Annotated in this window: 16 protein-coding genes; 14 read left to right on the plus strand and 2 right to left on the minus strand. The window is 35.7% G+C overall.

Translation table 11 applies throughout. The features are described from left to right. Nucleotides 1–167 precede the first annotated feature (167 nt). The 5 genes from AAKU52_RS09250 to AAKU52_RS09270 all read left to right on the plus strand — a co-directional run bounded on the left by AAKU52_RS09250 (nt 168) and on the right by AAKU52_RS09270 (nt 6,484). Nucleotides 168–1,166 carry a SusC/RagA family TonB-linked outer membrane protein gene (locus AAKU52_RS09250; protein ID WP_354332602.1) on the plus strand — a complete coding sequence of 333 codons (999 nt, stop codon included), beginning with the start codon at nt 168–170 and terminating at the stop codon, nt 1,164–1,166. 10 nt (nt 1,167–1,176) lie between these two features. After that, nucleotides 1,177–3,120, plus strand: a complete 1,944-nt coding sequence (locus AAKU52_RS09255; protein ID WP_354332604.1) for a RagB/SusD family nutrient uptake outer membrane protein — start codon at nt 1,177–1,179, stop codon at nt 3,118–3,120. Nucleotides 3,121–3,140: 20 nt separating this feature from the next. Then, on the plus strand, nt 3,141–4,322 hold the full coding sequence (locus AAKU52_RS09260) for a DUF5000 domain-containing lipoprotein (protein ID WP_354332608.1): 1,182 nt from the start codon (nt 3,141–3,143) through the stop codon (nt 4,320–4,322). Between the two features lie 18 nt (nt 4,323–4,340). After that, nucleotides 4,341–5,066 carry a DUF4998 domain-containing protein gene (locus tag AAKU52_RS09265; RefSeq protein ID WP_354332610.1) on the plus strand — a complete coding sequence of 242 codons (726 nt, stop codon included), beginning with the start codon at nt 4,341–4,343 and terminating at the stop codon, nt 5,064–5,066. 143 nt (nt 5,067–5,209) lie between these two features. Next, a complete protein-coding gene (locus AAKU52_RS09270) occupies nt 5,210–6,484 on the plus strand; it encodes an alpha-1,2-mannosidase (protein WP_354332612.1) in 1,275 nt (424 codons plus the stop codon). 35 nt (nt 6,485–6,519) lie between these two features. On the opposite strand, the gene AAKU52_RS09275 is transcribed toward AAKU52_RS09270, so the two are convergent. Further along, nucleotides 6,520–8,052: a sulfatase family protein gene (locus AAKU52_RS09275; RefSeq protein WP_354332614.1), complete on the minus strand. Its 1,533-nt coding sequence runs from the start codon at nt 8,050–8,052 to the stop codon at nt 6,520–6,522. 295 nt (nt 8,053–8,347) lie between these two features. Between AAKU52_RS09275 and AAKU52_RS09280 the strand changes: the two genes are divergently transcribed. The 7 genes from AAKU52_RS09280 to AAKU52_RS09310 all read left to right on the plus strand — a co-directional run bounded on the left by AAKU52_RS09280 (nt 8,348) and on the right by AAKU52_RS09310 (nt 21,258). Next, the gene (locus AAKU52_RS09280; protein WP_354332616.1) at nt 8,348–10,762 is read left to right on the plus strand and encodes a PDZ domain-containing protein; all 2,415 of its coding nucleotides are present in this window, start codon (nt 8,348–8,350) and stop codon (nt 10,760–10,762) included. A gap of 110 nt (nt 10,763–10,872) precedes the next feature. Continuing rightward, a complete protein-coding gene (locus tag AAKU52_RS09285) occupies nt 10,873–12,519 on the plus strand; it encodes a hypothetical protein (RefSeq protein WP_354332619.1) in 1,647 nt (548 codons plus the stop codon). Between the two features lie 13 nt (nt 12,520–12,532). Further along, nucleotides 12,533–14,431, plus strand: coding sequence for an alpha-L-fucosidase (locus AAKU52_RS09290; protein ID WP_354332621.1), 1,899 nt, complete (start codon nt 12,533–12,535; stop codon nt 14,429–14,431). A gap of 35 nt (nt 14,432–14,466) precedes the next feature. Next, on the plus strand, nt 14,467–15,663 hold the full coding sequence (locus AAKU52_RS09295; protein ID WP_354332622.1) for a glycoside hydrolase family 88 protein: 1,197 nt from the start codon (nt 14,467–14,469) through the stop codon (nt 15,661–15,663). A gap of 156 nt (nt 15,664–15,819) precedes the next feature. Next, nucleotides 15,820–18,972 (plus strand): SusC/RagA family TonB-linked outer membrane protein, encoded by a 3,153-nt coding sequence (locus AAKU52_RS09300; protein WP_354332623.1) that lies wholly within the window; start codon nt 15,820–15,822, stop codon nt 18,970–18,972. Nucleotides 18,973–18,985: 13 nt separating this feature from the next. Beyond that, entirely contained in the window at nt 18,986–20,542 is a 1,557-nt protein-coding gene (locus tag AAKU52_RS09305; RefSeq protein WP_354332625.1) for a RagB/SusD family nutrient uptake outer membrane protein, read from the plus strand. Between the two features lie 17 nt (nt 20,543–20,559). After that, complete coding sequence (locus AAKU52_RS09310) at nt 20,560–21,258, plus strand: hypothetical protein (protein ID WP_354332627.1); 699 nt, start codon at nt 20,560–20,562, stop codon at nt 21,256–21,258. Between the two features lie 70 nt (nt 21,259–21,328). Here the strand turns inward: AAKU52_RS09310 and AAKU52_RS09315 are convergent, their stop codons facing one another. Beyond that, nucleotides 21,329–22,858 carry a hypothetical protein gene (locus AAKU52_RS09315; RefSeq protein ID WP_354332629.1) on the minus strand — a complete coding sequence of 510 codons (1,530 nt, stop codon included), beginning with the start codon at nt 22,856–22,858 and terminating at the stop codon, nt 21,329–21,331. 253 nt (nt 22,859–23,111) lie between these two features. Between AAKU52_RS09315 and AAKU52_RS09320 the strand changes: the two genes are divergently transcribed. Next, complete coding sequence (locus tag AAKU52_RS09320; protein WP_354332631.1) at nt 23,112–23,690, plus strand: YdeI/OmpD-associated family protein; 579 nt, start codon at nt 23,112–23,114, stop codon at nt 23,688–23,690. Between the two features lie 144 nt (nt 23,691–23,834). After that, the gene (locus AAKU52_RS09325; protein WP_354332633.1) at nt 23,835–26,093 is read left to right on the plus strand and encodes an acyl-CoA dehydrogenase family protein; all 2,259 of its coding nucleotides are present in this window, start codon (nt 23,835–23,837) and stop codon (nt 26,091–26,093) included. The last annotated feature ends 11 nt before the right edge of the window (nt 26,094–26,104 follow it).

Below are 26,104 nucleotides of genomic sequence, written 5' to 3' on the forward strand. Positions count from 1 at the left end.
AAAGGGGTCTCTGGTAACCAAAAGGCTAAAAGCCGGCTGGGACGATCAATTTCTCCTTAAAATTTTAAATCAAATTTAAATGCGTTGACCCTGGGCCAGGTGTATCTATCAGCAGGTACGACAATAACCAGATTACCTGGGAAACATCTAAGAAAATGAACTTGGCTATGGAGTTGACTCTGGTAAAAGGTTTTGATCTCATAGCAGAATATTTTACAGATGTAAGAAGTGATATTTTAATGGCAAGAGCTTCTGTTCCTAACACGCTTGGTTTGCAAGCAACACCGTACTCTAATTTAGGTAAAGCTTCTGGGCGTGGAGTTGATATTTCTCTTGATTATTCTAAGAATTTTGACAATACACTGTGGATAACTGCCAGAGGAAATTTTACTTATGCTAAAAGTAATTTTGAAGTTTTTGAGGAGCCAAATTATACTGAACGCTATTTATCAAGGGTTGGACAACCCCTTTCACAACAATGGGGATATATTGCAGAGCGCTTATTTGTAGATGAGGAGGATGTTAGAAATTCTCCACAGCAAACTTTTGGGGAGTATTTGGCTGGGGATATTAAATATAGAGATGTAAACAGAGATGGAATTATTTCCAGCCTGGATATGGTGCCTATCGGTTACCCCACAGATCCTGAAATTATCTATGGTTTTGGTTTTAGTACTGGTTTTAAGGGATTCGATTTTTCTGCATTCTTACAAGGCTCTGCGAGGTCTTCCTTTTGGATAAACACAGGTGCTACTGCTCCTTTTGTAGGCTATACTTATAATTCGTCTGATGCAAGTTCCTTATCAGGTGTGCCAGTTAACCAGCTTTTAAAAGCTTATGCTGATAACCATTGGTCAGAAGAAAACAGAAATCTTTATGCTTTATGGCCACGTTTAAGTTCTACTTATAATGCAAATAATGGCCAACAAAGTACATGGTTTATGCGTAATGGTGCATTTTTAAGACTTAAATCTGTAGAATTTGGCTATACCATACCCAAAAAACTTGTACAGCGTGTTAAGATGCAAAATCTTAGATTTTATACGAGTGGTACCAATTTAGCAACACTTACCGGCTTTAAATTATGGGATGTTGAGCAGGCTGGAAGGGGTCTAGATTATCCTGTTCAGCGCGTAATAAATTTTGGTCTACAGGTAGGATTCTAAATAAAAAAATATGAGACACATAAAAATTTTAATTATCATTACTCTATTGGGGTCGGTAAGTTCTTGTAAAAAATACTTGGATATCGTACCCGATAATATTGCCACATTAGAAAATGCATTTAGCATGAGATCGCAGGCAGAAAAGTTTCTTTTTACTTGTTACTCTTACCTTCCAAAAAATGGAAGTTACGATGCTAACCCTGGCTTTAATGCGGGAGATGAGGTTTGGTATATGTTTCCGGCAAGAGGCACTGGAAGTACAACTTATTGGGATATTGCCCGTGGAAATCAAAATGCCGCAAACCCTCTTGGCGGTTATTGGGGTAATATGTGGATAGGCATCAGAGATTGCAATATTTTTCTTAAAAATATTGAAAAAGTAAAAGATCTGGATGAAACGGAAAGGAAAAGATGGATTGCTGAAGTTAAATTCCTAAAAGCTTATTACCATTATCTTTTATTAAAGATGTATGGTCCTATTCCTTTGGTTAAAGAAAACCTTGATATCACCAGCGGTACAGAAGCGTTAAAAGTATATCGGGAGCCTATCGATGATTGCGTAGATTATATTGTTCAATTATTGGATGAAGCCGCTGCGGAAGAAAATATGCTTACTGTTATTCAGAACGATATTGCGGAGTTGGGTAGAGTAACAAGGCCAATAATTTTAGGAGTTAAAGCTAAATTACTTGTAATGGCGGCAAGTCCATTATATAATGGAAATGTGGATTATTCTGGCTTCAGGGATAACCTTAACAGGCAATTGTTTAATCAAACTTCAGATAATAAAAAATGGGAAAGAGCAGTAAATGCCTGTAAAGAAGCAATAGATTTAAGTCAATCTTCAGGTTTCAGGCTTCATCATTTCAATCCTACAATTGCAATTTATGAATTGGTACCAGCAACACAGGTGCAGTTAGACATCCGTACAGCAGTAACTGAAAAGTGGAATTCTGAAATTATTTGGGGAAATACTTTAAGTATGACTGCCTTGACACAGAGTTATTCGATGCCTTTACTTGCTGCTGGGCCAAGGGGCTCAAGTGGCGCAAAAGGAGTCATTAGTCCAACCTTAAAAATGGCTGAATTATTCTATTCAAAAAACGGAATTCCGATTAAAGAAGATAAAACCTGGAATTATACAGATCGTTTTAGTTTAAGAACAATACCAACTAATGCTGTTGATAATGCAGATAATGTTTACAATAAATATTATATCAAATCTAATTACCAAACTGCTAAACTAAATTTTGATCGGGAGCCTCGCTATTATGCTGATTTAGGATTCGATGGTGGCTTTTGGTACGGAAACGGTGTAGGAGCGAATAGTAATTATAAATCATCTGCCATGTTGAATATTTCTGCGAAAAGCGGAGAAACAGCAGCTCGTTCTGGTCTATCCGAATATTCTATTACTGGTTTAATGATAAAAAAATTAGTTCATTTCACAAGTAATACCGGTACGGATGGGAATTTTAATATGGTACAATATCCATGGCCAGAAATAAGACTGGCTGATCTTTATTTACTTTATGCGGAAGCATTAAATGAATGGAAAGGTCCTGATGCCGAAGCTTATCGCTGGATAAACCTGGTAAGAAATCGTGCCGGAATACCAGATGTCGAAGTTTCCTGGTCCAATGCTAATTGGGTAAACCAAGTTGGTAAACACTTGAAAAAAGAAGGGTTCAGGGAAATTGTGCAACAGGAAAGAATGATTGAACTTGCTTTTGAAGGACAAAGATACTGGGATCTTAAAAGATGGAAATTAGCACCTGAAGTTTTAAATGATAACGTAAGAGGTTGGGATATAGATTATAAAGTGCCTTCTGAATATTACAGAGAGAAAATTCTTTTTGAGCAAACATTTGGACTTAGAGATTATTTCTGGCCTATTCCAACCCAAGAAATTATAAAAAATAGAAACCTGGTGCAAAATCCAGGATGGTTATAATCTGTTTAAACTATTTGAAAATGAAAACTTTAAAAAATACTTATTCCATTATTTTATTATGTGCGCTTTTTATGTTCTCGTGCAAGGAGGATATACATGGACCTATAAATGATGACTCAAGAGTTCCTGGTCCGGTAAAAGAGGTGCATGTGAAAAATATGGCTGGTTCTGCAGAAATCTCTTATGAGGTTCCAGCTGATGAAGGGCTTTTATATGTAAAGGCAGTTTATGAGGTTAATGGTCAACAAAGAGAAACGAAATCTTCCTTTAGTAAAAATTATGTTGTTGTAGATGGATTTGGTGAAGCAAAAGAATATGAAGTAACACTTTATGCGGTGAGTAGATCTGAGAAAGAATCAGTACCTGTTAAAGTTAAAATAAACCCATTAACGCCACCTATAATTGTAGCTCGAAATTCACTAGCTATTCAAGCAACATTTGGTGGTATTAATGTAGCCTTTCAAAATCCTACTAATGACAATATTACCATTCAGGTATTAAGAAAGGATATTAAAGGTGGTTGGGTGGTACTGGATAACTATTATACTAACGGTTCATCAGGAAACTTTTCTGTTAGGGGACAAGAAGTAAGTGAAATTACATTTGGTGTTCTTATTAAAGACAGGTGGAATAATAGATCAGATACGTTGACCGCTAAACACACGCCGCTTTTTGAGGAGGAGATACCTAAGAACTTTAAAGATGCGAGATTTCCTGGAGAAGCTGGGAACTATAGTAATACTTATGTGATTACTAGAATGTGGGATAAAAACCTTGCTACATTGTATCATACACCTCAAAATATTCCAATTCCACTATCAATAACGTTCGACATGCAGGTTACTGCTAAACTAAGGCGGTATAGGATTTGGCAAAGACAAGGGGAGACTTTTGCTTATGGACATGGTAACCCACATCGATGGGAGTTATGGGGAAGTACAAATCCTGATACCGATGGAGGTTACAAAAACTGGGTTTTGTTGGGCTCATATGTTATGGAAAAACCATCGGGAAGTGCAGTAGGTATTAACACAGCTGCAGATTTAGCGGCTCAAATAGAAGGACAGGAATACCAAATTCGGGATGATGCGCCTGCAGTAAGATTTTTAAGATGGAAACATTTAGATAACTGGTCTTCAATTGATGGACAAACTGGTTTTCTACATATCGCAGAGATAAACTTGTGGGGTAAGGTTAATTAATTTACAATTAAGGATATAATGATGAATTTATATAAAATTAGGTTTTTTGCCCTATTGATTCTCCCGCTTTTATTTGCTTCTTGCGATAAAATGGAAGATGGATACATGGAGTATACCAAGGGCGGTGAGATAATTTACCTTGGAAAGGCAGATTCCGTTAAAGTATTTTCAGGAAGAAACCGAATTAAAGTTTCCTGGTTATTATTATCGGATCCAAAGATTACGAAAAGTGTAATCTATTGGAATGAAAAGAAAGATTCTGCAATTGTAAATGTTCAAAGAAGTAAAGGGACAGATACCATTTCTGTTTTACTCGGGAATATGTTAGAGAAATCCTACTCTTTTGAAGTTTATAATTTTGACAATAAAGGTAATTCTTCTGTGAAAACTGAAGCAATTGGAATTGTTTATGGAGATAGGTACGCAAGTGTTTTAACTAATAGAGTTTTTGAAAGTACTTTATACAAGGCAGCAGACAAAAGCCTAGAAATTAAATGGTTTGGAGCATCAGATCAAGTTGCTGTGGTTGAAATGAAATATATAGACTTGAATGGAATAGAAAAAACAGTGAAAAACTATAAAATACCTAATATTGTTAATCCAAGAATACCACCAGCATTGGCTGCTTCTACAATATTTCCATCATTTAAAATCGGTACTACTTTTAAATATAGAACAGGCTATATACCAAAAGCAGCTGCTATTGATACTTTCTATACTGATTTTAAACTAGTAACACCATAATAAAGTGGAATGTGAAGTCTGAGAGGAGATCAGACTTCACATTCTTATTTCATTGCTTATGAACGTTTCATCATCTTTGAAAAACAAATGAAAAACTTATTTTGCGAATACATTAATGCTACTATAAAATAATCAAACTCATAATGATCAATCGCCAATCCTTAAGCTCTAAAATAATATTACTGCTTATTTTATTGCAATTCATCATTGTATTTAAAACACTAAAAGCACAAGAGCTGATGGTGGAAAAATTAACAGGTCCAATTACAACAAATGAATTAAATGCTTTTAAAAATTTCATTGCAACTTATAATCCGAACCCTACACAGAATTATGGTAATATTTGGGTGTTTGGGTTACCTGGAAAGGCTATTGAAGCTTGTGGCTTAATGTATGATGCAACAAAAGATATCGCTATTCTTGACAGAATGATCTTTTATTGCGATAGGTCATTAGCAGGAAGAAACGACCTCTTACCATCCGCTGAGGGAGGGCAAAAAATTGCGTGGACTGGAGCCATAGAACCCATCTGGCCTGTGACTAAAGATGAAGTCGCAAAAGCAGGAATTGAGCAGGGATCAGTATTAGCTCATATGGCCTTTTGTGCGAAATTGATCTTGCAAAATCCTTCGATATGGAATTTAAATGTGCCTACCGGCGATCCTAATGGTTTCGGTGCTACTTACAAACAAAGAGCATTAAAATATATTACGGAGGCTGATTATGTGATGGATAAATGGATTATACCAAGGTTTGTGAGAAAAAATGACAGAAATCGCTTGTATTTTCCTGGAGCGCCTAATCAATATAAACCTGATGGTCCTGCTCCATGGAATCAACTGTTTATGGTAACAAATAGTTTAGTGCGTTTATCAGAATGTCATGCTTTATTAAAGGATGACAAGGAAAGATTGATGCGCTATGATGCTATTGTAAAGCCAAATATCGATTGGTTTTTTTCGACATTAGTACCTAAAACTTCAGCTATTGGAACAGCAGTATATACTTGGGAGTATGCGGTAGGAGGATCTATTGAAGATGCAAATCATTTCGCTTACGATGCTGAAGGTTTATGGATAGCTTATCATAGTGGCCGTTATGGAATAAAATACAGTGATCTTTTGCCTTTCGCCAACACTTATTTTGATGTAGTTCTTGCCACTATTCAGCCAACTAATGGTAAGTTTGCGGGGAAGGTAGACCGTACAACCACACCCGAAAGACGCAATGCTGCAGGTGATAATTATGTGCGTGATGAATATTTTTATCTTGCAGATTTCAGGCCTGATAAGTTTGCTGAAATGGCAAATATCAATATCAAGGCTGATAAAATAAAAACCTATTTGCAAGGAACTGCACGTTTGTTATGGCAAAAACAACGGCGCTACAAGCGTATGCACTTATCACAAAGCCTGTAAATTTAAATCAGGGGTGCTGTGTTACGTGAATCAGTTTAAAAGTTGGGTCGGCTGTAACCATTTTTTAAATTCTTTTTTAACAACTTTTGTAGTTCTGCCACAATTTCTGGCTTTTCAAAATATAGATTTTTTGTTTCTGAAATATCTTTAGCCATATTGTAAAGGGTCATTGGTGCTTCTCCGTTTGCTGGTTCTAGTATGCGTGGATTGGTAAATCCTCCTGAACCCAATTGGGTAGTTAATTTCCAGTCTCCTTTTCGAATAGAAAAATAGCCCGACAGTGAATGATGTATAATTGACTCTCTGATAGGTTTTTTTGAAAAACCTTTAAATGCTGCTAACATGTTTTCACTGTCTTCAGCAAATTCTGCAGGTAATGGTTTATCAATAATTTTAGCTACTGTAGCAAATAAATCTGTAGTGCACATGATCTGGTTGCTGGTTGATCCTTTTTTTATCATTCCTGGCCACCTCGCAATAAATGGGATTCTATGTCCAGCTTCAAAAACATCTGCTTTTCTACCTCTAAATACATAGTTGGCATGGTGACCAGTGCTTTCAATATCTTCTGGTTTCCAGTCAGATCCATTATCACTTGTAAAAATCACTAATGTATTTTTATCCATGTTGTTTTTCTTTAAAGCTTCAAAAATCTTTCCAACCATAAAATCGGTTTCTTCAACGTAGTTCCCGTATCTGCCTGCTTTTGAGTTTTTAAATTCCTCTGATGGTACCCATGGTGTATGAGGTGATGGTAAGGCAAGATAAAGGAAGAATGGCTTTTCTGACTTAGCTTGATCATCGATGTAGCTTACTGCATCATTAATGAAATTTGGTAAAACTTGTTGAAAATCAAATCCAGGCGACATTTTGCCAGCTCTGCGCATTGTACCACGACCGTCTGTTTCACTTAATCCCTTAGTATAGGAGGTTGGTGCAGAAACCGCTTTATTATTTCTGATATAAAAATATGGACTCATGTCTAAGGATGCAGGTATGATATAGGAGTAATCAAAACCATGGTCTAATGGGCCATCTGCTATTTTTAAGTTATAATCTATATTATCATCATATGCTGCTGTTACTTTAACTCCACTACCGGAAGTGCCAGCTGGTTTAGCTGCATCTTTTTTTACCCAGTTAAGTCCCAAATGCCATTTCCCAATACATGCAGTGGCATAACCATTGTCCTTTAAAAATGTAGCGACCGTTGGCCTTTCTTTTTCTATCAGAGCTGGAGAATAGCCATGCAACACACCTTTTTTTAGAGGAGATCTAAACGCATACCTTCCTGTAAGGATTCCATATCTTGTAGGTGTGCAAACAGCAGAATTAGAATGCGCATCACTAAAATAAATGCCCTCTGAAGCAAGTTTATCAATATTTGGGGTTGTTATCTTAGATTTTTTATTGAGGTAAGCAATATCACCATAGCCCAAATCATCTGTTAAGATGTATACAATATTTGGCTTTTGTTGCTGTGCATTGACGTTCACTGTAGCTAAAAGAAATAAGGTACCTATTAAGGTAATATTTAAAAGTCCTTTTACTTTTTTCTTAAAATGCATTGAAATTAAATTTATTTGGTTACAAATGAAATAAGTAGATAACTATTGGAAATCAAACTCTTGATTATAATATGCAATTACGCAATAATTAAATGGATTTCATTTTAATAGATGAGTATATGATTAAGTTATATTGGCAACTATTACTTAATAAGTTAAGCCTAAGTCATTTATTTCCTGCGAAATTTACATTTAAAGCCAATCAAGCAGAGTCTTTTGCTAAAAAGCAAAAAGTAAAGGCCAATTATTATAGCTTTATTGCAATTCAATAAATCATTAAAAAGTGAACGAAAATATGCTAATCAATTCATTTCTGTTTTTAAAAAAATATTTTTCATATAATATTAGTTTCGACTGTCTAAAATTAAAAAGCCTCAAATTCATCATTTCATTTGTAGTGGTTAGCACCTATTTTTCTCCTGTTTACGCTAAAGATATTTACGTAGCAACTAACGGAAGCGATAACAGCTCTGGCACTATAAAAAATCCGTTTGCAACCTTATTAAGGGCGCAAATGGAGGCTAGGAAATATCCAAATGAAAAATTAAATATCCTAGTCAGACAAGGTGTATATTATTTAGATAAAACGTTGGTTTTTACTGAAAAAGACAGTCGTAAAAAGGAGAAAGAATTAACAATTGTTCCGTATAAAAATGAAATAGTGACCATTAAAGGGTCAAGAAAAATTCCACTTCATTGGACAAGAGTTAAGGAATTATTTAATGCAAAGTTTACAAATTCGAATTTGATTTTTGATCAAATGTTTGTAAACGGAGAACTCATGCAAATGGCAAGGTATCCAAATTATCAAAAGGGAAAACTACCTTTTGGAGGCGCTGGAGCAGATGCGATCAGTGCTGCGCGTGTTAAAAAATGGAATAATCCTAGAGGAGGTTATTTGCATGCCATGCAGGCTAGTATGTGGGGAGGTTTTTCTTTTCTAATTACTAGCAAAAAGGGGGATTCTGAATTGAATTTGGAGGGCGGATGGCAAAATAATAGACCATCTACTATTCATCAGCAATATCGTTTTGTGGAAAATATATATGAAGAACTGGATACTTTAAATGAATGGTATTTTGATAAACATTTGCAAATGCTTTATCTAAAGACTAATCAGGATTTATCAAAAGCTTTAATAGAAGTCCCACAACTGGAAACTCTAATTGAAATTAAAGGAACTGAAAATAATCCAGTAAAAAACCTGGTGATAAAAGGGCTTATTTTTAGTCATACGCTGCGTACATTCATGAAAAACAGGGAGCCATTGCTACGTAGTGACTGGACGATTTATCGAAAGGGAGCATTAACAATAGAAGGAGCAGAGAATTTAAAAATAGAAAATTGTGTGTTTAGTGAAATGGGTGCAAATGCAATTGTCTACAGTAATTATAACAGAAATAATTTGCTCTCAGGATCACATATTTTTAATTGTGGTAGTAATGCCATAGTTTTTGTAGGCGATCCACATGCAGTGAGATCACCTTCTTTCCAGTATAACGATTTTGTAGCCTTTGATAAAATCGACAAAAAGGTGGGTCCGATCGGTAAAAATTTCCCTGCTGCATGTACTGTTTACGATAACCTCATCCATGATATTGGCCAGGTGGAAAAACAAACCGCTGGAGTACAGATCTCCATGTCACAGGATATCAAGATCAGTCATAATACTATTTATGATGTTCCAAGAGCAGGAATTAACATCAATGAAGGCACTTGGGGAGGACATGTAATAGCATTTAATGATGTATTTAATACGGTATTAGAGACGGGAGATCATGGCGCTTTCAACTCATGGGGAAGAGATCGTTTTTGGCATCCCAAAAGAGATTTAATGGATACATTAGTGGCAAAACATCCTGAATTGATTTTCCTGGATGCAGTTAAACCAACGCTGCTATTTAATAATAGGTTCCGCTGTGATAATGGCTGGGATATTGATTTAGATGACGGTTCGAGCAATTATATTATCAAAAATAATGTTTGTCTCAATGGCGGGTTAAAATTACGGGAAGGTTTTAACCGCATAGTGGAAAATAATATCATCCTTAATAACTCTTTTCATCCCCATGTTTGGTTTAAGAATAGTACTGATGTTTTTAAACACAATATTCTGGGTGCAGTTTATTTCCCCATTAGAGTTAATGATTGGGGAAAGGATGTAGATAGTAACTTCTTTAATGATGAAATATCACTTCAAAATGTAAAAGTATTTGGTGTAGATCAAAATTCCTTAGCAGGAGATGCACTCTATATGGATGTGCAAAATGGAGATTATAGATTGAAAAAAAGTTCTAAAGCATTTGATATAGGCTTTAAGAATTTTGAGATGGAGTTTGGTGTTGTTTCGGCGAATCTAAAATCTAAGTCTAAAAAAGTAACGTTACCTAAATTATTGCCATTGATCTGGAAAGAAGATGCCACTTATGACTTTTTAGGAGTAACCGTTAAAAACCTAACTACTCTTGCAGAAAGGTCTGCAACAGGGATGGCTGGAGAGACAGGTGTTTTAGTGCTCCAAATTAAAGAAAATAGCTTATTAATGCCTGCACTTAAACCTAATGATGTCATTATTGAGATGTCTGGTTATCTAATTAATAATATAAAAGACTTAATATCAGCAAGGTTAAACTCACAATCCAAAAAAACTACTCTTCTAAAAGTATTTAGAGATCAGAAAGAAAATGATATAACGGTGAATCTAAAGTAAAAAAACATTAAGCCAATATCCTTTATCATAATGCCAAAAGAATAAAACAATAAACTGTAAATTCTGAGTCTATTGCATAAGTAAAACCACTTATAAACCAATCCTTAACTATGAAAGCACTTTATTGTTTTTTAATTTGTATTTCTGTAATTTTTTTTTCTTGTAAGAAGAAAGAAAGTGTGATTAATGACGTTAAGGAGCCACCTGTTATTATTAAGCCTCCTGAGAATCCCCCAAATATTCCAACCGCATTGGTCTACCTTAAAAATGATGGAACTTTAGGTTATAATTTTTTTGCAAATCAGGGGGAAGAGCATAAAGTCAATGTTATACCTGATTTTTCTATGGCAGGTTATCAAGGGGGCGGTGTAGCTATTCCTGTCGTTGCTGAGATAAAAAAAACTTTATCACCGTTATCCGGCGATAATCTTTCTCAAATTCAGGCTGCAATAACAGAAGTCGAAAGCCTTTCGCTCAATGCATCTGGTATTAGAGGAGTAATTTTATTACTATCAGGTACTTATAATGTAAGCAATACCATCAATATCACAAAAAGTGGTGTCATTTTAAGAGGTGAAGGTCAAGGAGCCAGTGGCACTATTTTGAAAGCCACAAGAACTGCGCAACACACTTTAATTAGTATAAAAGGAATAGAAACCCTGCCGACGCTGCAATTAAAAAAAATCACCACAGAATATGTTGCCACAGGTAGGAAAGGGTTTAAAATAGAAAGTAATGCTGGTATTATTGCTGGAGATAAAATTGTAGTTTATAGAACGCCTAATCAATTGTGGATAGCAGATTTAGACATGGCCCAATATGGCTGGACCGCCTCAAGTTATGCCATAGGTTTTGAAAGGAAAGTAGTTGCAGTGATTGGGGATAGCATTTCCTTAAATGCCCCAATTGTAGATCCAATGCAGAAAAAATACGGAGGAGGTTCTATTTATAAAATTAATCCTACTCAGCGCATAAATAATTGCGGAATAGAAAACATGAGATTAACTTCCGTTTTTTCAGGTGATGAAGATGAAAACCATGGTTGGGTAGGCGTCGAATTGGAGCAAGCAGAAAATTGCTGGGTAAGAAAAGTAACAAGTGAGTATTTTGGTTATGCCGGTATTAGTATAAGTTCGGGTTCATTTTTTAATACCATAGAAGAATGTGCCATGCTAAACCCGAAGTCTATTACTACTGGAGGAAGAAAATATTCATTTAATTTGGAGGGGGCTGCTAGTTTTAATTTATTCCAACGGTGTTATACCAAAGGTGGAAGGCATGATTTTGTTACTGGCTCCAGAGTACCTGGGCCAAATGTTTTTCTGGATTGCCTGGCTATTGAAACCACAGCTGATATTGGTCCACACCACAGGTGGTCTACTGGTTTATTATTCGATAATATTTCCGGAGGACAAATTAGGGTTCAAGACAGAGGCGATAGCGGTTCAGGTCATGGTTGGGCAGGGGGGCAAACAATGTTTTATAACTGTAAATCTTACAAATCTGATATTAAAGTAGAAAGCCCTAAAGGAAGCTTAAACTGGGGTATAGGGTGCATTGGTACAAGTCAGTTGGGTAATGGCTATTGGGAAAACTGGGGGCAAAATGTTACTCCAAGAAGTTTATATTTAGCGCAGTTAAAGGATAGGTTGGGAATGCAAGCTGTAAATAACGTAACCACACGAGCACAACGTTTGGGTTCCATGGAGGCACTACTAAGAGGGTGGGCCGGCGAAGGGAAACTTAGTGAAGAATAAATAGACCAAATGTATGATTAGTAAAAAACTGTTTACTTGTGCCGCTTTTTTGGCTTTAGCTACATTATCATTTGCACAAGATGCTGGTGATGAGGATGCAACAATGAAAAATAATGCCACAAACCGTGATCAGAAAGCAGTGGAAGAAGCCAGATCTGGATGGTGGAAAAAAGCTATGGAAAATAAAAGCCAACGCTTACAGTGGTGGAGGGAAGCAAAGTTTGGGATGTTTGTACATTGGGGTGTTTATTCTGAAGCAGGTGGTGAATGGAAGGGGAAAGAAGTTGGTGGATATGCGGAGCATTTGATGCGGAAAGAAACCATTTCAAAAAAAGAGTACCTTGAACTGGCAAATAAATTCAATCCATTAAACTTTGATGCTGAAAAATGGATCAAAACAGCTAAAAATGCTGGGATGCATTATTTTGTGCTTACAGCTAAACACCATGATGGTTTCGCAATGTATCCATCTGAATATTCTGATTTTGATATTGCCGACAAGACCTCATTTAAAAGAGATCCGATAGCTGAGCTAGCTGCTGCCTGCAAAAAGTATGGCTTAAAATTTGGATTTTATTATTCTCATGCCTTTGATTGGGAGCATCCTGATGCACCCGGTAATGATTGGGAATACAATAATCCTGGAGGAGATAGAAATCTTTTCGGAGGAAGGGCTTGGTATAATATCCATCCAGAGTTAATACCTAAAGCTCAGAAATATGTTAATGAAAAGGCAATTCCTCAGCTACTGGAGTTGTTGAAAAAATACCATCCTGACCTATTATGGTTTGATACGCCTCATAAATTACCTTTCTCAGAAAACCTTAGAATTTTGAAGGCTATTATAGCTGTTGATCAAAATGTGGTTGTAAATGGCAGGTTAGCGAGAACAGGCGAAAGTAATTTTGGCGATTATAGCAATACAGCAGATAGGCCAGCAGAGTTTTTCCCTGCTACAGGAGATTGGGAAGCAATTCCTACTACTAACGAATCTTATGGTTATAATAAATATGACAACAGCCATAAACCAGCAAGCCATTTTATACGGTTATTAGCTAATGCTACTTCTCGTGGTGGAAATATTTTAATGAATATTGGGCCAAAGGGTGATGGTAGTTTTGATGTGAAAGATCAGCGTATTCTCGACAGCATGGCTGTCTGGATGGCTAAATATCAGGAATCTATTTATAAGGTAACTGCTTCTCCTTTACCATTACAAAACTGGGGTGCAATAACCAAAAAGGAAGACCTCCTATTTCTGCATGTATTTAATTGGCCTTCAGATAATAAATTACTTATAGGCGGTTTGAAAGGTGGCTGTAGGAAGGTTTATATAATGGGCGACAAGAACAAAAAATCACTAACAACTTCAAAATCTGCGGATGGAACCATTGTCGTTAATTTACCTGCACAGTCATTTGATGATGTAGATGCGGTCTTCATAATGGAAACAGAAGGCCCACTTAAAATAGATTCTGTAAGGTATATTGGTGAAAATGTTGAAACAAACAGATTACTGGCATTTGATTCAAATTTACACGGAAAAGGTTTGTATTATGGTGATGGAAAAACCAACAAATATTATGTTGCTGGTTGGAACAACAAAGACCAATATTTAAGCTGGAACTTTAAAAGCACCACTGCTGCTTCGTTTAAAATTGTTTTAAAATATTTAGAAGACAAAGAAAATGCTGGTAAGTATGTCATTTTTTTGAATAATCAAGAATTTAAAGGAGAAATACAGGCATCTGGGAAGTCGGGAAGTGCTGTAGTTAAAGAAATAGGGTTTTTTAAGCTAAATCCGGGAGAGCACCAGCTTATTATTAAACCGGAGAAAATAAAAGGTTTAGAATTGATGAAAATTTTAGAAATAGAATTAATCCCAATAAAAACAATAAATAGAAGCTTATGATAGCTTCATCACTTTTGAAAAACTAATATACACTGATGAAAAAGCCATTAATAATTATACTCTCTTTTATCTTCTTTACAAGTTTATTTGCTTGTAAATCTCAATTTAACGCTGCTAAGGAAATAAAAAAGGCAGAACAGCAGACCCTTTTGATGTTGCAAGAAATAGAAAAGGCAAAAAAACAAAGTAAAGAGGGTGCTCAGCTTGTTTCTCCCAGAACTTTAGTAGATGGAAATTTAAAGTTGGTAGCTTCAAAAGATTGGACAAGTGGTTTTTTCCCAGGTGAACTTTGGTATTTATATCAATTAACTAACAAGGAGAAGTGGAAGCAGGAAGCCATGCTTTTTACCAAATTAATTGAACAAGAAAAGTATAATGGCAAAACTCATGATATGGGTTTTAAAATATATGGCAGCTTTGGAGCTGGCTTCAAATTAACTAACGATAAAGAATACAAAGAAGTAATCATTCAATCGGCAAAAACTTTGTCTACAAGGTTTAATCCAAAAGTTGGTGCGATAAGATCATGGGATCATAATAGTGATAAATGGGATTTTCCGGTCATTATTGATAACATGATGAATTTAGAGCTACTTTTTGAAGCCACATTACTTACTGGTGATTCTAGTTTTTATAAAATAGCTGTCGCGCATGCCAATACTACGATGAAGCATCATTTTAGAGGAGATTATAGTACCTGGCATGTGATTGATTATAACCCTGAAAATGGCGAGGTAGAACATAAACAAACCCACCAGGGCTTAAGCGATGAATCATCATGGTCAAGAGGGCAAGCATGGGCACTTTATGGATACACGATGTGTTATAGATACACAAAGGATATAGCCTATTTAAAGCAGGCAGAAAATGTGGCAAGATTTATCTTCACTCATAAAAACATGCCTAAAGACCTTATTCCTTATTGGGATTTTGATGCGCCAAATATTCCAGATGAACCAAGGGACGTTTCTGCTGCTACGGTAATCGCGTCTGCTTTGTATGAGTTAGCTGCTTACAGTGAGAAAAAAGCTGCTTATTTGACTAAATACAATACAATATTAACAAATGTTGCAAAAAAATATACTTCAGAACCGGGCAAAAACAAAGGTTTTATTTTAGATCATAGTACTGGTTCCAAGCCGGTTAATAGTGAAGTTGATGTTCCTTTAAGTTACGCTGATTATTATTACCTGGAAGCAATATCCAGAAAGTTTAAAAGTAAATCGAAATAAATTTTAAAAGCCTATGGTATAAAAAGTAATAATTTTCAAATCTAAAATTGCCATATTTTTAATTAAATATCTATTGTCATAAAATTCAATTTGGCAACTAAAGTACCCATCAAATACCCATTATAACCAAATATAAATCATATTATCTCTTTTTAAATGAACAATTATAGCGTTTTTCAGAAATTCACGTTTAGGCTTGCTGCATGCAGGAATAGATGGTTATTGAGTTTGGCTTTTTTATCGGGCATGTTGCTTTTTAGCACAAGCTTGTTAGCCCAAATTCCAGTTAAGGTTACCGGAGTAGTAAAAGATGCCTCTGGAGGGGTATTACCAGGCGTGTCAATAAAAATTAAAGGAACACAAAAGAGTGCACAAACTGATTTAAAAGGTGCTTATTCCATTTCTGTAATTGAGAAAGATGCGGTCTTGGTTTTTATATTTGTAAGTTTTGCAAATAAAGAAGTTAAGGTAGGCAACCTATCCAAAATTAATGTAACCCTTGAAGAGAACATTAACGATCTAAATGAAGTGGTGGTGATTGGTTATGGACAAACTGCAAGAAAGAAAGACCTCACTGGATCTCAATCTTCGGTAACGGCTAAGGATATCCAGGAAAGACAGCCAGTAACTCTATTTGATGCTTTGCAAGGCCAGGCTTCTGGGGTGTTGGTAACAAACGATAATGGTGATCCTTTAGGACAGGGAACGGTTCAAATTAGGGGTTCATCTTCCATAAATGCTTCCGGTGTCGGACCGCTATATGTGATTGATGGCATCATCAGTGAAAATGCCAATTTTGTTAATCCACAGGATATCGCCTCCATTGAGGTCTTAAAAGATGTATCTTCTGCAGCCATTTACGGGGCACGAGGTGGAAACGGTGTAATTCTTATCACTACAAAAAAAGGAAAAGAAGGTAAGCCCAGTCTTGCAGTACAATACACTTACACATTGGGTAACCTAGCCAATAAGATTAGAACAATTTCTGCCGATGAACTGAGGTATTTCAGAAAGGTTAGAGGTGGAGGAGCAGGATTTGGCGGTAATGTAGATTCTGTGAATACCTATCTTAATGCCGATAATGATTATCAGGATCTATTATTTAGAACTTCAAAAAAGCACATTGTTAATTTAAGTTTAAGCGGCGGACAAAAAGGTATAACCTATTATGCTGGTTTAAATTATTTAGATAATGATGCATTAATTATAAATAGCTATGCGAAAAGAATACAATCAAAAATCAACGTAAACTTTCAATTATCGCCAAAATTATCCATCAGTAATAACCTTGCCTTTGCTTATCAAACTGGTAATATTATCAATATAGGAAATACGGCAAAACAAATATTTGAGCGTAATCCCTGGACCAGTATTTATGCTCCAGATGGTTCATTAGCCGGTTTTGTTGAATCTAAAAGAAACCCAATTGCTTATGCGTTGCTGGATAAAAATGTTGATAATGACTACCTCACTCAATTTAATACTCAACTTAAATATAAAATTTATGAAGATTTAACTTTTACTACACAACTTAATGCCCAGTTAGACAATAAAAACAATAGAAATGTCACTCCTGGATTTTTAAATAACCTGGCAGTCTCAACTGGTACAGGGTCTTCAGAACGTAAAGTCTATTGGGAAGCTCAAGGTTACTTTAATTATAATAAAACTATTGATACAGACCATGTCATTTCGGGAGTACTGGGATTAACAGCCGATAGAAAAAGAAGGGATAATTATGATATTAGAGTTACTGATTTATTAAATGATGATATTTTTACTTCAAACATTGGTATTATTGACCCCTTAAAAACAGGCACTTTTGCAACGGCCAATTCAAATGCCTCTATTTTCACAAGGTTATCTTATAGTTATAAAGGTAAGTATATTGTACAGGGGTCTGTAAGAAGAGATGGTTCCTCAAGATTTGGAGAAGATAATAAATATGGGAATTTCTTTTCCGGCTCTGCAGCATGGCGCTTTTCTTCAGAGAAATTCATGGATTGGAGTAAAAGCTTCTTAGAAGATGGAAAATTAAGATTTAGTATGGGTTCTGCAGGAAATGATGCTATTGGGGATTACCTTTCTTATACCGTTTTAAATTTTGGTGGAAACTATTACAATGGCTACTTAGGCGCTGCTGAAAACGCTGTCTTAGGAAACTCACTTATTAAATGGGAATCAGCTACTTCAAAAAACTATGGTGTTGATTTAACCTTTTTAAAGGGTAGGTTATCTTTGACTGCTGAATATTATGATAAAACAACTAAAGATCTATTGTATTCTGCCGAATTAGCTAAAGAATCAGGTAAATCTCAAGTTGCAATTAACTTAGGGAGTATTCAAAACACAGGAATGGAATTTTCTGTTCTAGGATCTGCCATTGCTACTAAAGATTTTGGGTGGGATATTAATGCAAATATTACGTTTCCACAGGCAAGAATTAAAAAACTAGCGAATGGAACTTCTTTTATTACCGGTAACAAATGGTTAGTTCAAGAGGGTGGTAAAATTGGAGATTTCTTTCTTTTTATTAATAAAGGTGTCTATCAATATGATGTTTCAAATGCATATACTGCCGATAACCAAAGATTAATACCTGTAAATGTTGTAGTGAGTGCTGACGGTAAAACAGTGAGTAGTTTTGATGGCTATACTTTAAATGCTAAAGCTTATACAGGTCCTGTGAGTAATAAGTATTATAACGGCATAAAATTACAAGGAGGCGATACGGAATGGCAGGATACAAATAACGACGGCTCGATTGATGATAATGATAAAGTTATAGCTGGAAATGGACTTCCAAAGTATTATTTAGGTTTTAATAATACTTTCCGCTATAAAGGATTTTCTCTTAATGTTTTGTTTAATGCACAATTCGGAAATGATATTTATAATGGAGTTGCCAACGGTCAAAACACTTATGGCTCTACTTATTCGCCTCCAACTTGGGAAGCTGCGACAACTGGCTGGGCAAAGCAAGGTGATGTAACTAAATACCCTATGGCATCAAGAAAAGATACCCGGGGAAGTGTTCGTAACAGTTATAATAACCTGTATTTGGAAGACGGTTCTTACGTCAGGTTAGCAAGTGCCAGGTTTACTTACACGTTAGATAACAAATTAGCTAATCGTTTAAAAATGAAAGGAGCTTCTGTTTATTTATTCACTCAAAACTTATTAACGTATACAAATTACAGTTGGTATGACCCGGAGTTTAGTTCCAGCAACCAGTTACAACCTGGAAATGATACAGGTAAATATCCTAAAGTTAGAGATTTTGGTTTAGGGCTTAATATCACACTATAATTAAGAAGAAAGCATGAAAAAGATATCAACATCAATTATAATTACCTCCTTGTTTTTCATTTTAGGCACTATAGGCTGTAAAAAGTTTTTAACAGAAGAGCCTTTAACACAAGTGCCAACAAAAAATTATTTTAAATCTTTAAAAGATGTAAATGCTGCAATGGCAGGTGTTTATGGTTCTTTTCAGGAGGAAATGACTGGGCAGGGAGGAACAACAAGTTTTACGGGGAAATATAACTATTGGGGTGAAGCCAGATCAGACAATTTTGATATTCATCCTAATTATAACAATAACATTGTCCGTGAATTAACCACTAATTCACTAACTTCTGGTAATTCTATAACAGATTGGTCGGGTCTTTTTAGAACCATCGGACGGGCAAATACGGCAATAAAATATATCCCGCAAGCAGCAGCATTAGATAATAAGGTTACTGTAGATATAAAGAATGATAACCTGGCACAATGCTATGCTATGCGGGCGATGTGTTATTTCCAGATTATTCGCTTATGGGGTGATGCGCCAATTTGGACAGAACCGTATGAAGATTATAAGGTAGAGGATAAAAAAGCGCGGGAAACAAAAGCTAAAATAATGAATGAGGTTATAATTCCAGATCTTAAAAAAGCTTATGAATTAATTAAAAAGAATCAAAAACCTAATGTTTGGTTAATTGGAGAGGCGGCAATTGCTTCCACATTAGCTGATGTTTATTTGTGGAGAGCGGGCACAGAATCGCAAACTGCAGATTACCAGGAAGCTATTGTTTGGTTTAAAAATGTGTTTAAAGCAAAGGCTCCGTCAGGCAAAATTTATGGTGGTACTGTAATTGGTGATCTGGAATCTGCAACAGATTGGAAAAGTAAATTGTTTTTGGATCCTACATCATCCAAAGAAGCTATTTGGAGCATTTATTGGGATCAATTAAATAATGGTTGTGCATGTATCCCTGTTTCTATTGGTGCATCTAATAATAATATTAGAATAGACTCTGCAATACATAAAAACTGGAAAACAGATAAAACCGATTTAAGGATTACTCAAACTATTGATACTTTAGATGGTATTGGCCATTATGATAAATTATTGAAATATTATAATGTTCCTGCATCAGGTTTTACTACTACAGGGCCAATTGCCAGCTCTTATAATGTTTACTTGGTGATGTATAGATTGGGAGATGTTTATCTTTCCTATGCTGAAGCACTAAATAAAACTGGAGACATTGCTGGTGCTCTTAAATATTTAAATTTTGTAAGACAAAGATCTGGGTTAATAGCATACACGCTTGTTAATCCTATTGTATCCACCCCAGATGCGATGGAAGACGCGCTATTGGCAGAAAGAAGATTTGAGCTGTTTGGCGAAGGAAAACGCTGGTTTGATTTAGTTAGAACCAAGCATGTCAATAAGATTATGGACCCAATAATAAACAGAAGAATGACAAAGATTTCTGGTCTGCCTTTTACCATTGGCTTTGGTGCTGACGCGGGGAAACTTTTATCACCTCTTAATAGAAACGTTTTAGAAGACAATAAAAAGTTAGTTCAAAACCCCACTTATTTATAGATTTAAGATTAATATTTATGAAAAAAATATATAATAATATAAGAAATATTGTAGCTGTATGTGTTATTAGTACAGTAGTTTTTAGTTGTTCTATGGTAGGTTTAGATCTTCAAGAAAATTATGATCGCGTACCACACACTTTAGATCCTAAAATTTATAAAACAACCTGGCAATATTTAAAGGACAGGTCGGCCGGCACAACAGCAGAAGATAAAATATTCTCTAGCATGATGGATGCCATTCAATATGCTGGAATTGATTCTAATGAATATAAAAAACCGGAAAGAACATTTATACTATTACATAATCTGGCCGCTACTGATTTGTGGAAAAATATAAAAGTAAATAATGTTGTGGGAACTTCTTTTCGAAGTTACCCCAAAGAGTTTGTGAAGAACTACCTCTTATATTTGATTTTGGAAGGAGTTCATGATCATTATACTATACCAACTTTACAGACTGTAAATGCGCATACGCTGGCACCAGTTGGCTATTTTAATAGCTTGCCTACGGGAATTACAATGACCAATTTTATTCCAGGCACTAATCCTGAATCCCGTATGTTAATAAAGGTATTAAATTCATCCCCAAGCAATACTTCAGATTATCCGATTCAATTAAATGATTTAGTGAATATAAGGACTAGTAGTTTATTGGCTACCAATGGATCTATTCATGTGCTAGGGAATTATTTTAGCCCTGTTTTACCGTTGTAAATTTAATTGTGGGAATAGTGTCTTCACCATTCCCACAATTAATTATAGTTAAACCAATATAGGTTTAAGTTTATTTATTCTGCGCTTTGCGGGCTATTAATTGGGCCATATACAATGAAGATGGATAGAGACCTGGTTTATTTAGTCCTTCCCATTCTCCCTCTGGTTTCCCTTTCAGACGGCCCTCTAATTTTTTTCCTTTCAAACCAATCGCATAGTTTTTGCCAGAAACCCATGGGTTTTGTACGGCGGCACCTTCAACATTACAATTCCACAACACCTGGGTAACTCCGGACCAACCATGTCCACTTCCCCAATTTCCGCGGTCTTGGATGTTAATTTCTCCATCAGTGTCTATATTATCGAAAAGGGTTCCACTTGCCCAGCGATGGTGAGGGCCTATATCTGCATGCGTATTTCTAGCTTTGCCATTATAAAATACATTAGGTCCACAGGTTTTTGCACCAGTTACAAAATCATGTCGCGCTTCAGTGCTTTCCAAGTTCATAAATAGATTCTGCTGCCCATTATTATTGAAGGAGTACCTTCTGCCACCGGTGATGATAGATTTTGCATCCAGGCATTTAGCATCTTTGACAGTGATGTTTTTTGCTCCTGATTCCAGGCTAACACAGGCAAAACCAAAGTATTTTGAGGTGATGTTTCTAATCCAACCATTTTCTATATGGTTAAAATTAACTGCCACCCAGCCATGGTCTTCATCAATAGCACTTGTATAAGCAGATTTGAACAGTATATTTTCAATTCCTATTTCTTTCAGTCGTCCATTATACTCATATCTATAAATTTCTGCACCACCATACTGTTTGTCGATTGCCATTACTACAGGATTGTCAATGGTTATTTTATTCCCTTTTACTGCAGTTATTTCTCTTTCATAGTTTAATATATAATCTTTTGCTTCCCATTGTTTTGTCCCATTTCTGGTAATAATTTGATCCATTTGCAAGTCCTGAATCCATTTTTCATTAACCTTTAACGACAGGATGATTTTATCGCCAGGTTTAAAGCTTGTTTTTGAAGAATTCACATGGAATGATTTAGCACCTGTTGGAACATAATTATCAGAAATGATCATTTTTGTGTTCGGGATTTCAAATAATTTTCCCTTCCCACTAACCTGGATTAATGACCTGGCTCCCTTTCCATCAGCAATCAGCCTTGTTCCATGCTCATCATTACCTTCGCCCCGTAAAACGATACCATCTGTAGCTATTTTTAGTGATCCAGTAACAAGGTACTCCCCTTTTTTAATCAAAATAGTCCCCCTAAAACCATTAATGTCAGGTTTTAAAGCAGAAACCTCATCAATAGCTTTTTGTAGGAGTTCCCTAGCATCACCATCAACTGGTGAAACGGTTTTTACAACTTTTACTTCAGGGATCTCTTTATTTCCATGATGGTAACCAACTTGGCTAAAATCAGGAATGGTATTACCCTTCTCATCCGGGTAATAGGTAATGATCCCATTTGTAGAGATAGTTAAGAATTTTGATGCCCAATTGGAATCACTTTTAAAAGCGATTCCAATTGCTGCTAAAATTAAACAGCCTTTAATTAAATGTTTATACTTCATCATGGTTTTTAAAAAATAGAATTATCAAGTTTTATTTAGGTATAAGCAATAAAGTCAAATGGTAGTAATTTATGTTAATTTTTATTAGCATTATGCTAAAGGAGTTTGGCAAAATGATTTATATTTAAAATTTAGCTGATATAAAAGCAAATTAAACAAAGCCAAATTATAGCAGGTAGTGAAATTGGCCGAAAAAATAAGCCGACACTTATCCAGATACTTGTAAATAAAATAATACACTTTAAAAAGGAGTAGAATGAATCCAAATGTTGATTTTTATTTTAGTAAAGCCAAAAAGTGGAAGGAAGAACTGGAGCAATTAAGAATGATCGTTATTGACTGTGGGCTTACCGAAGAATTGAAATGGGGTGTTCCCTGTTACACGTTTCAGAAAAGTAACCTTGTTTTAATACATGTATTTAAAGAATACTGTGCGCTTTTGTTTTTTAAAGGTGCCTTGTTGATTGATGCCAATGGTATTTTAATCCAACAAACGGAGAATGTACAAGCGGGGCGTCAAATAAGGTTCACCAATGTTCAAGAAATATTGGAGATGAAAAATATTTTGAAAGCCTATATTTATGAAGCTATTGAAGTGGAAAAAGCTGGTTTGAAAGTAAATTTTAAAAAGACTACCGAATTCATCATTCCTGAAGAGTTTCAAAATAAATTAAATGCTATCCCAGCTTTGAAAACTGCTTTTGATTCATTAACACCGGGACGGAAAAGAGCCTACCTACTACATTTTTCAGCACCCAAACAATCCAAAACCCGGGAGTCAAGGGTTGAAAAGTGTATGCAACAAATACTTAATGGAAAGGGATTAAATGAATAGCAAATCAAATTTTGAAATATCCATATCCTAATTTAATAGGATAAAGAAAGATACATTAGTTGTTTTTGGCTTAATCATTCACTGTAATCCTTAAAATGTACTAACTTAACCAAAGTGAAAATTTCACTTTTATTAAAGGTTGCTATGGAAAGTACAAAACTTAAAGCTTTTATACCGTTTTTTTATCTCGTCTGGTCAGACGATCTCTTAACCCAAAAAGAGTTTTTTACTTTACAAGAGTTTATTGGCTCTCAAAACTGGCTTTCTAAACAGGAGCAGGAAATTCTTCTTTCAGAAATTGATATTTTAGCGCCTCCGTCTCGGGAGCAGCTTACCGAATGGAAATCGGAAATAGAAAAAGTAATTCAGACAAAACCTTCAGTCAAGACCGTTTTTGACATTTCTATTTTGCTTTCAAAAAATGATAAAACTATAATAGCTCATAGTCCTGCTTTTATAAAACTTGAAAATGACCTCGGAATATTAGACGAGGAAGCCCTTGGAAGTTTTAGAAAAAATACAGATATCATCACTTCTAATTATCAATCCGCCAATACGTTATACATAGAAAAACTGACACAGCTTTTGGATGGAGAACAGGCCGAAATTATCAAGAAGGTGAAATCAGTTATCAGTCGACCGGAATTTGCATACGAAACTTCGACTGACGTTGCTGTATATCGGGAGAAAGTATTTGAATGGTGCAAAATCCTTGCGAAAGAAAACTTAGGAAATATGGCTTTTCCAAAGCAATATGGTGGAGGAGGAAATATTGCTGCTTATTTTGCTATAATGGAAACATTGAGCTATCACGATTTAAGTCTGGTAATCAAATTTGGCGTGCAATTTGGACTTTGGGGAATGAGTATACAATCCCTTGGTACCGAGAAACATTTTAGGAAATACTTAAATGATATTGGTTCGCTCCAATTGCCTGGCTGTTTTGCAATGACTGAAACCAATCATGGCTCAAATGTGAAAGGACTGGAGACAACGGCGACCTATAATCACGACAACCAAACCTTTTCGATTCATACACCGAATGAAAATGCGAAGAAAGAATACATTGGAAACGCTGCACTACACGGCGAGATGGCAACAGTTTTCGCGAAATTAATGATTGATGGCAATGATTATGGCGTTAATGCTTTTATTGTTCCATTACGTGATAAAAACGGTGAAATCCTGAAAGGTATTTCTATTGGTGATTGTGGACTTAAAATGGGCCTTAATGGTGTTGATAATGGGACCATTCGTTTTGACAATGTTGTCATTCCAAAAGAAAACATGCTAGATCGGTTTGCCTCAGTTAATAAAAACGGCGAGTTTGAAAGTCCGATTCCAAGTGATAACCGCCGGTTTTTCACTATGCTTGGCACATTAGTTGGTGGTAGAATCGGGATTCCACGTTCAGCATTGACTGCAGCCAAAACGGGATTAACAATAGCAATTATATATAGCGACCGGCGTAGGCAATTTGGTCCAGAAGGTGGATTGGAAGTTCCTATCTTAAATTACCGTATGCACCAACGCCGACTAATTCCCTTGCTGGCAAAAACTTATGCCATACATTTTGCGTTGCAATACCTTACAAACCGTTTCATTGATAAAACTGAATCTGAAATGCAGGAAATAGAAGCCCTAGCAGCAGGAATGAAAGCTTATGCTACTTGGAGTACGAGGGATGTTTTACAGGAATGTCGGGAAGCCTGTGGTGGAAAAGGATATCTATCTGAAAATCGTATTGATGCCTTAAAAAATGATACTGAAATTTACACCACTTTTGAAGGCGACAATACCGTATTGATGCAATTGGTAGCAAAAAACCGACTTTCCGAGTTCCGGAAATCATTTGGTGAAATGAGCCCTATGGGAATTATCAATTACGCTTTAGAGAGTGCAAAGACTGCAATTACGGAAAAGAACCCTATTATAACCCGAAAAACGGATGAAGGCCATTTACTCGATGACAAGTTTCATTTGACTGCTTTTGAGCATAGGGAAAAAACAACATTAGCCTCTTTAGCAAAACGACTAAAAAAGCTGATTGACAGTGGACTCGAGCCTTATGATGCCTATAATGTGGTACAGCACCAAATGGTTGATGTTTCCTATGCTTATCTGGATCGAGTAATCCTTGAGCAGTTTCAAATTGCCATAGCCTCCATTAAGGATGAAGAGTGTAAGGAAATCTTATTAAAGTTGAGTCATCTGTATGCACTTTCGCAGATGGAAAAAAATAAAGGCTGGTATCTTGAAGATGGTTATATGGAAGCTGTAAAAACGAAATCTATCCGTAAGCTGGTTAATCAGCTTTGCTGGGAAATTAGGAAGGATGCTGTTTCTTTAGTAAAAGCTTTTGATATTCCTGAAAGTTGTCTTGCTGCACCGATTGCATTATAATATTAGAAAAT

Origin of the sequence: Pedobacter sp. CG_S7 (genome assembly GCF_040544395.1) — a bacterium.
In the GTDB taxonomy this organism is placed as follows: Bacteria; Bacteroidota; Bacteroidia; order Sphingobacteriales; family Sphingobacteriaceae; genus Pedobacter.

Excerpts from the sequence above, each read along its gene's own strand:
- AAKU52_RS09285 (WP_354332619.1), top strand. The coding sequence starts at position 10,873 with ATGAAAGCACTTTATTGTTTTTTAATTTGTATTTCTGTAATTTTTTTT.
- AAKU52_RS09275 (WP_354332614.1), bottom strand. The coding sequence starts at position 8,052 with ATGCATTTTAAGAAAAAAGTAAAAGGACTTTTAAATATTACCTTAATA.
- AAKU52_RS09305 (WP_354332625.1), top strand. The coding sequence starts at position 18,986 with ATGAAAAAGATATCAACATCAATTATAATTACCTCCTTGTTTTTCATT.
- AAKU52_RS09320 (WP_354332631.1), top strand. The coding sequence starts at position 23,112 with ATGAATCCAAATGTTGATTTTTATTTTAGTAAAGCCAAAAAGTGGAAG.
- AAKU52_RS09310 (WP_354332627.1), top strand. The coding sequence starts at position 20,560 with ATGAAAAAAATATATAATAATATAAGAAATATTGTAGCTGTATGTGTT.
- AAKU52_RS09265 (WP_354332610.1), top strand. The coding sequence starts at position 4,341 with ATGATGAATTTATATAAAATTAGGTTTTTTGCCCTATTGATTCTCCCG.
- AAKU52_RS09300 (WP_354332623.1), top strand. The coding sequence starts at position 15,820 with ATGAACAATTATAGCGTTTTTCAGAAATTCACGTTTAGGCTTGCTGCA.
- AAKU52_RS09255 (WP_354332604.1), top strand. The coding sequence starts at position 1,177 with ATGAGACACATAAAAATTTTAATTATCATTACTCTATTGGGGTCGGTA.
- AAKU52_RS09270 (WP_354332612.1), top strand. The coding sequence starts at position 5,210 with ATGATCAATCGCCAATCCTTAAGCTCTAAAATAATATTACTGCTTATT.
- AAKU52_RS09280 (WP_354332616.1), top strand. The coding sequence starts at position 8,348 with ATGCTAATCAATTCATTTCTGTTTTTAAAAAAATATTTTTCATATAAT.
- AAKU52_RS09325 (WP_354332633.1), top strand. The coding sequence starts at position 23,835 with ATGGAAAGTACAAAACTTAAAGCTTTTATACCGTTTTTTTATCTCGTC.
- AAKU52_RS09260 (WP_354332608.1), top strand. The coding sequence starts at position 3,141 with ATGAAAACTTTAAAAAATACTTATTCCATTATTTTATTATGTGCGCTT.
- AAKU52_RS09290 (WP_354332621.1), top strand. The coding sequence starts at position 12,533 with ATGATTAGTAAAAAACTGTTTACTTGTGCCGCTTTTTTGGCTTTAGCT.
- AAKU52_RS09250 (WP_354332602.1), top strand. The coding sequence starts at position 168 with ATGGAGTTGACTCTGGTAAAAGGTTTTGATCTCATAGCAGAATATTTT.
- AAKU52_RS09315 (WP_354332629.1), bottom strand. The coding sequence starts at position 22,858 with ATGATGAAGTATAAACATTTAATTAAAGGCTGTTTAATTTTAGCAGCA.
- AAKU52_RS09295 (WP_354332622.1), top strand. The coding sequence starts at position 14,467 with ATGAAAAAGCCATTAATAATTATACTCTCTTTTATCTTCTTTACAAGT.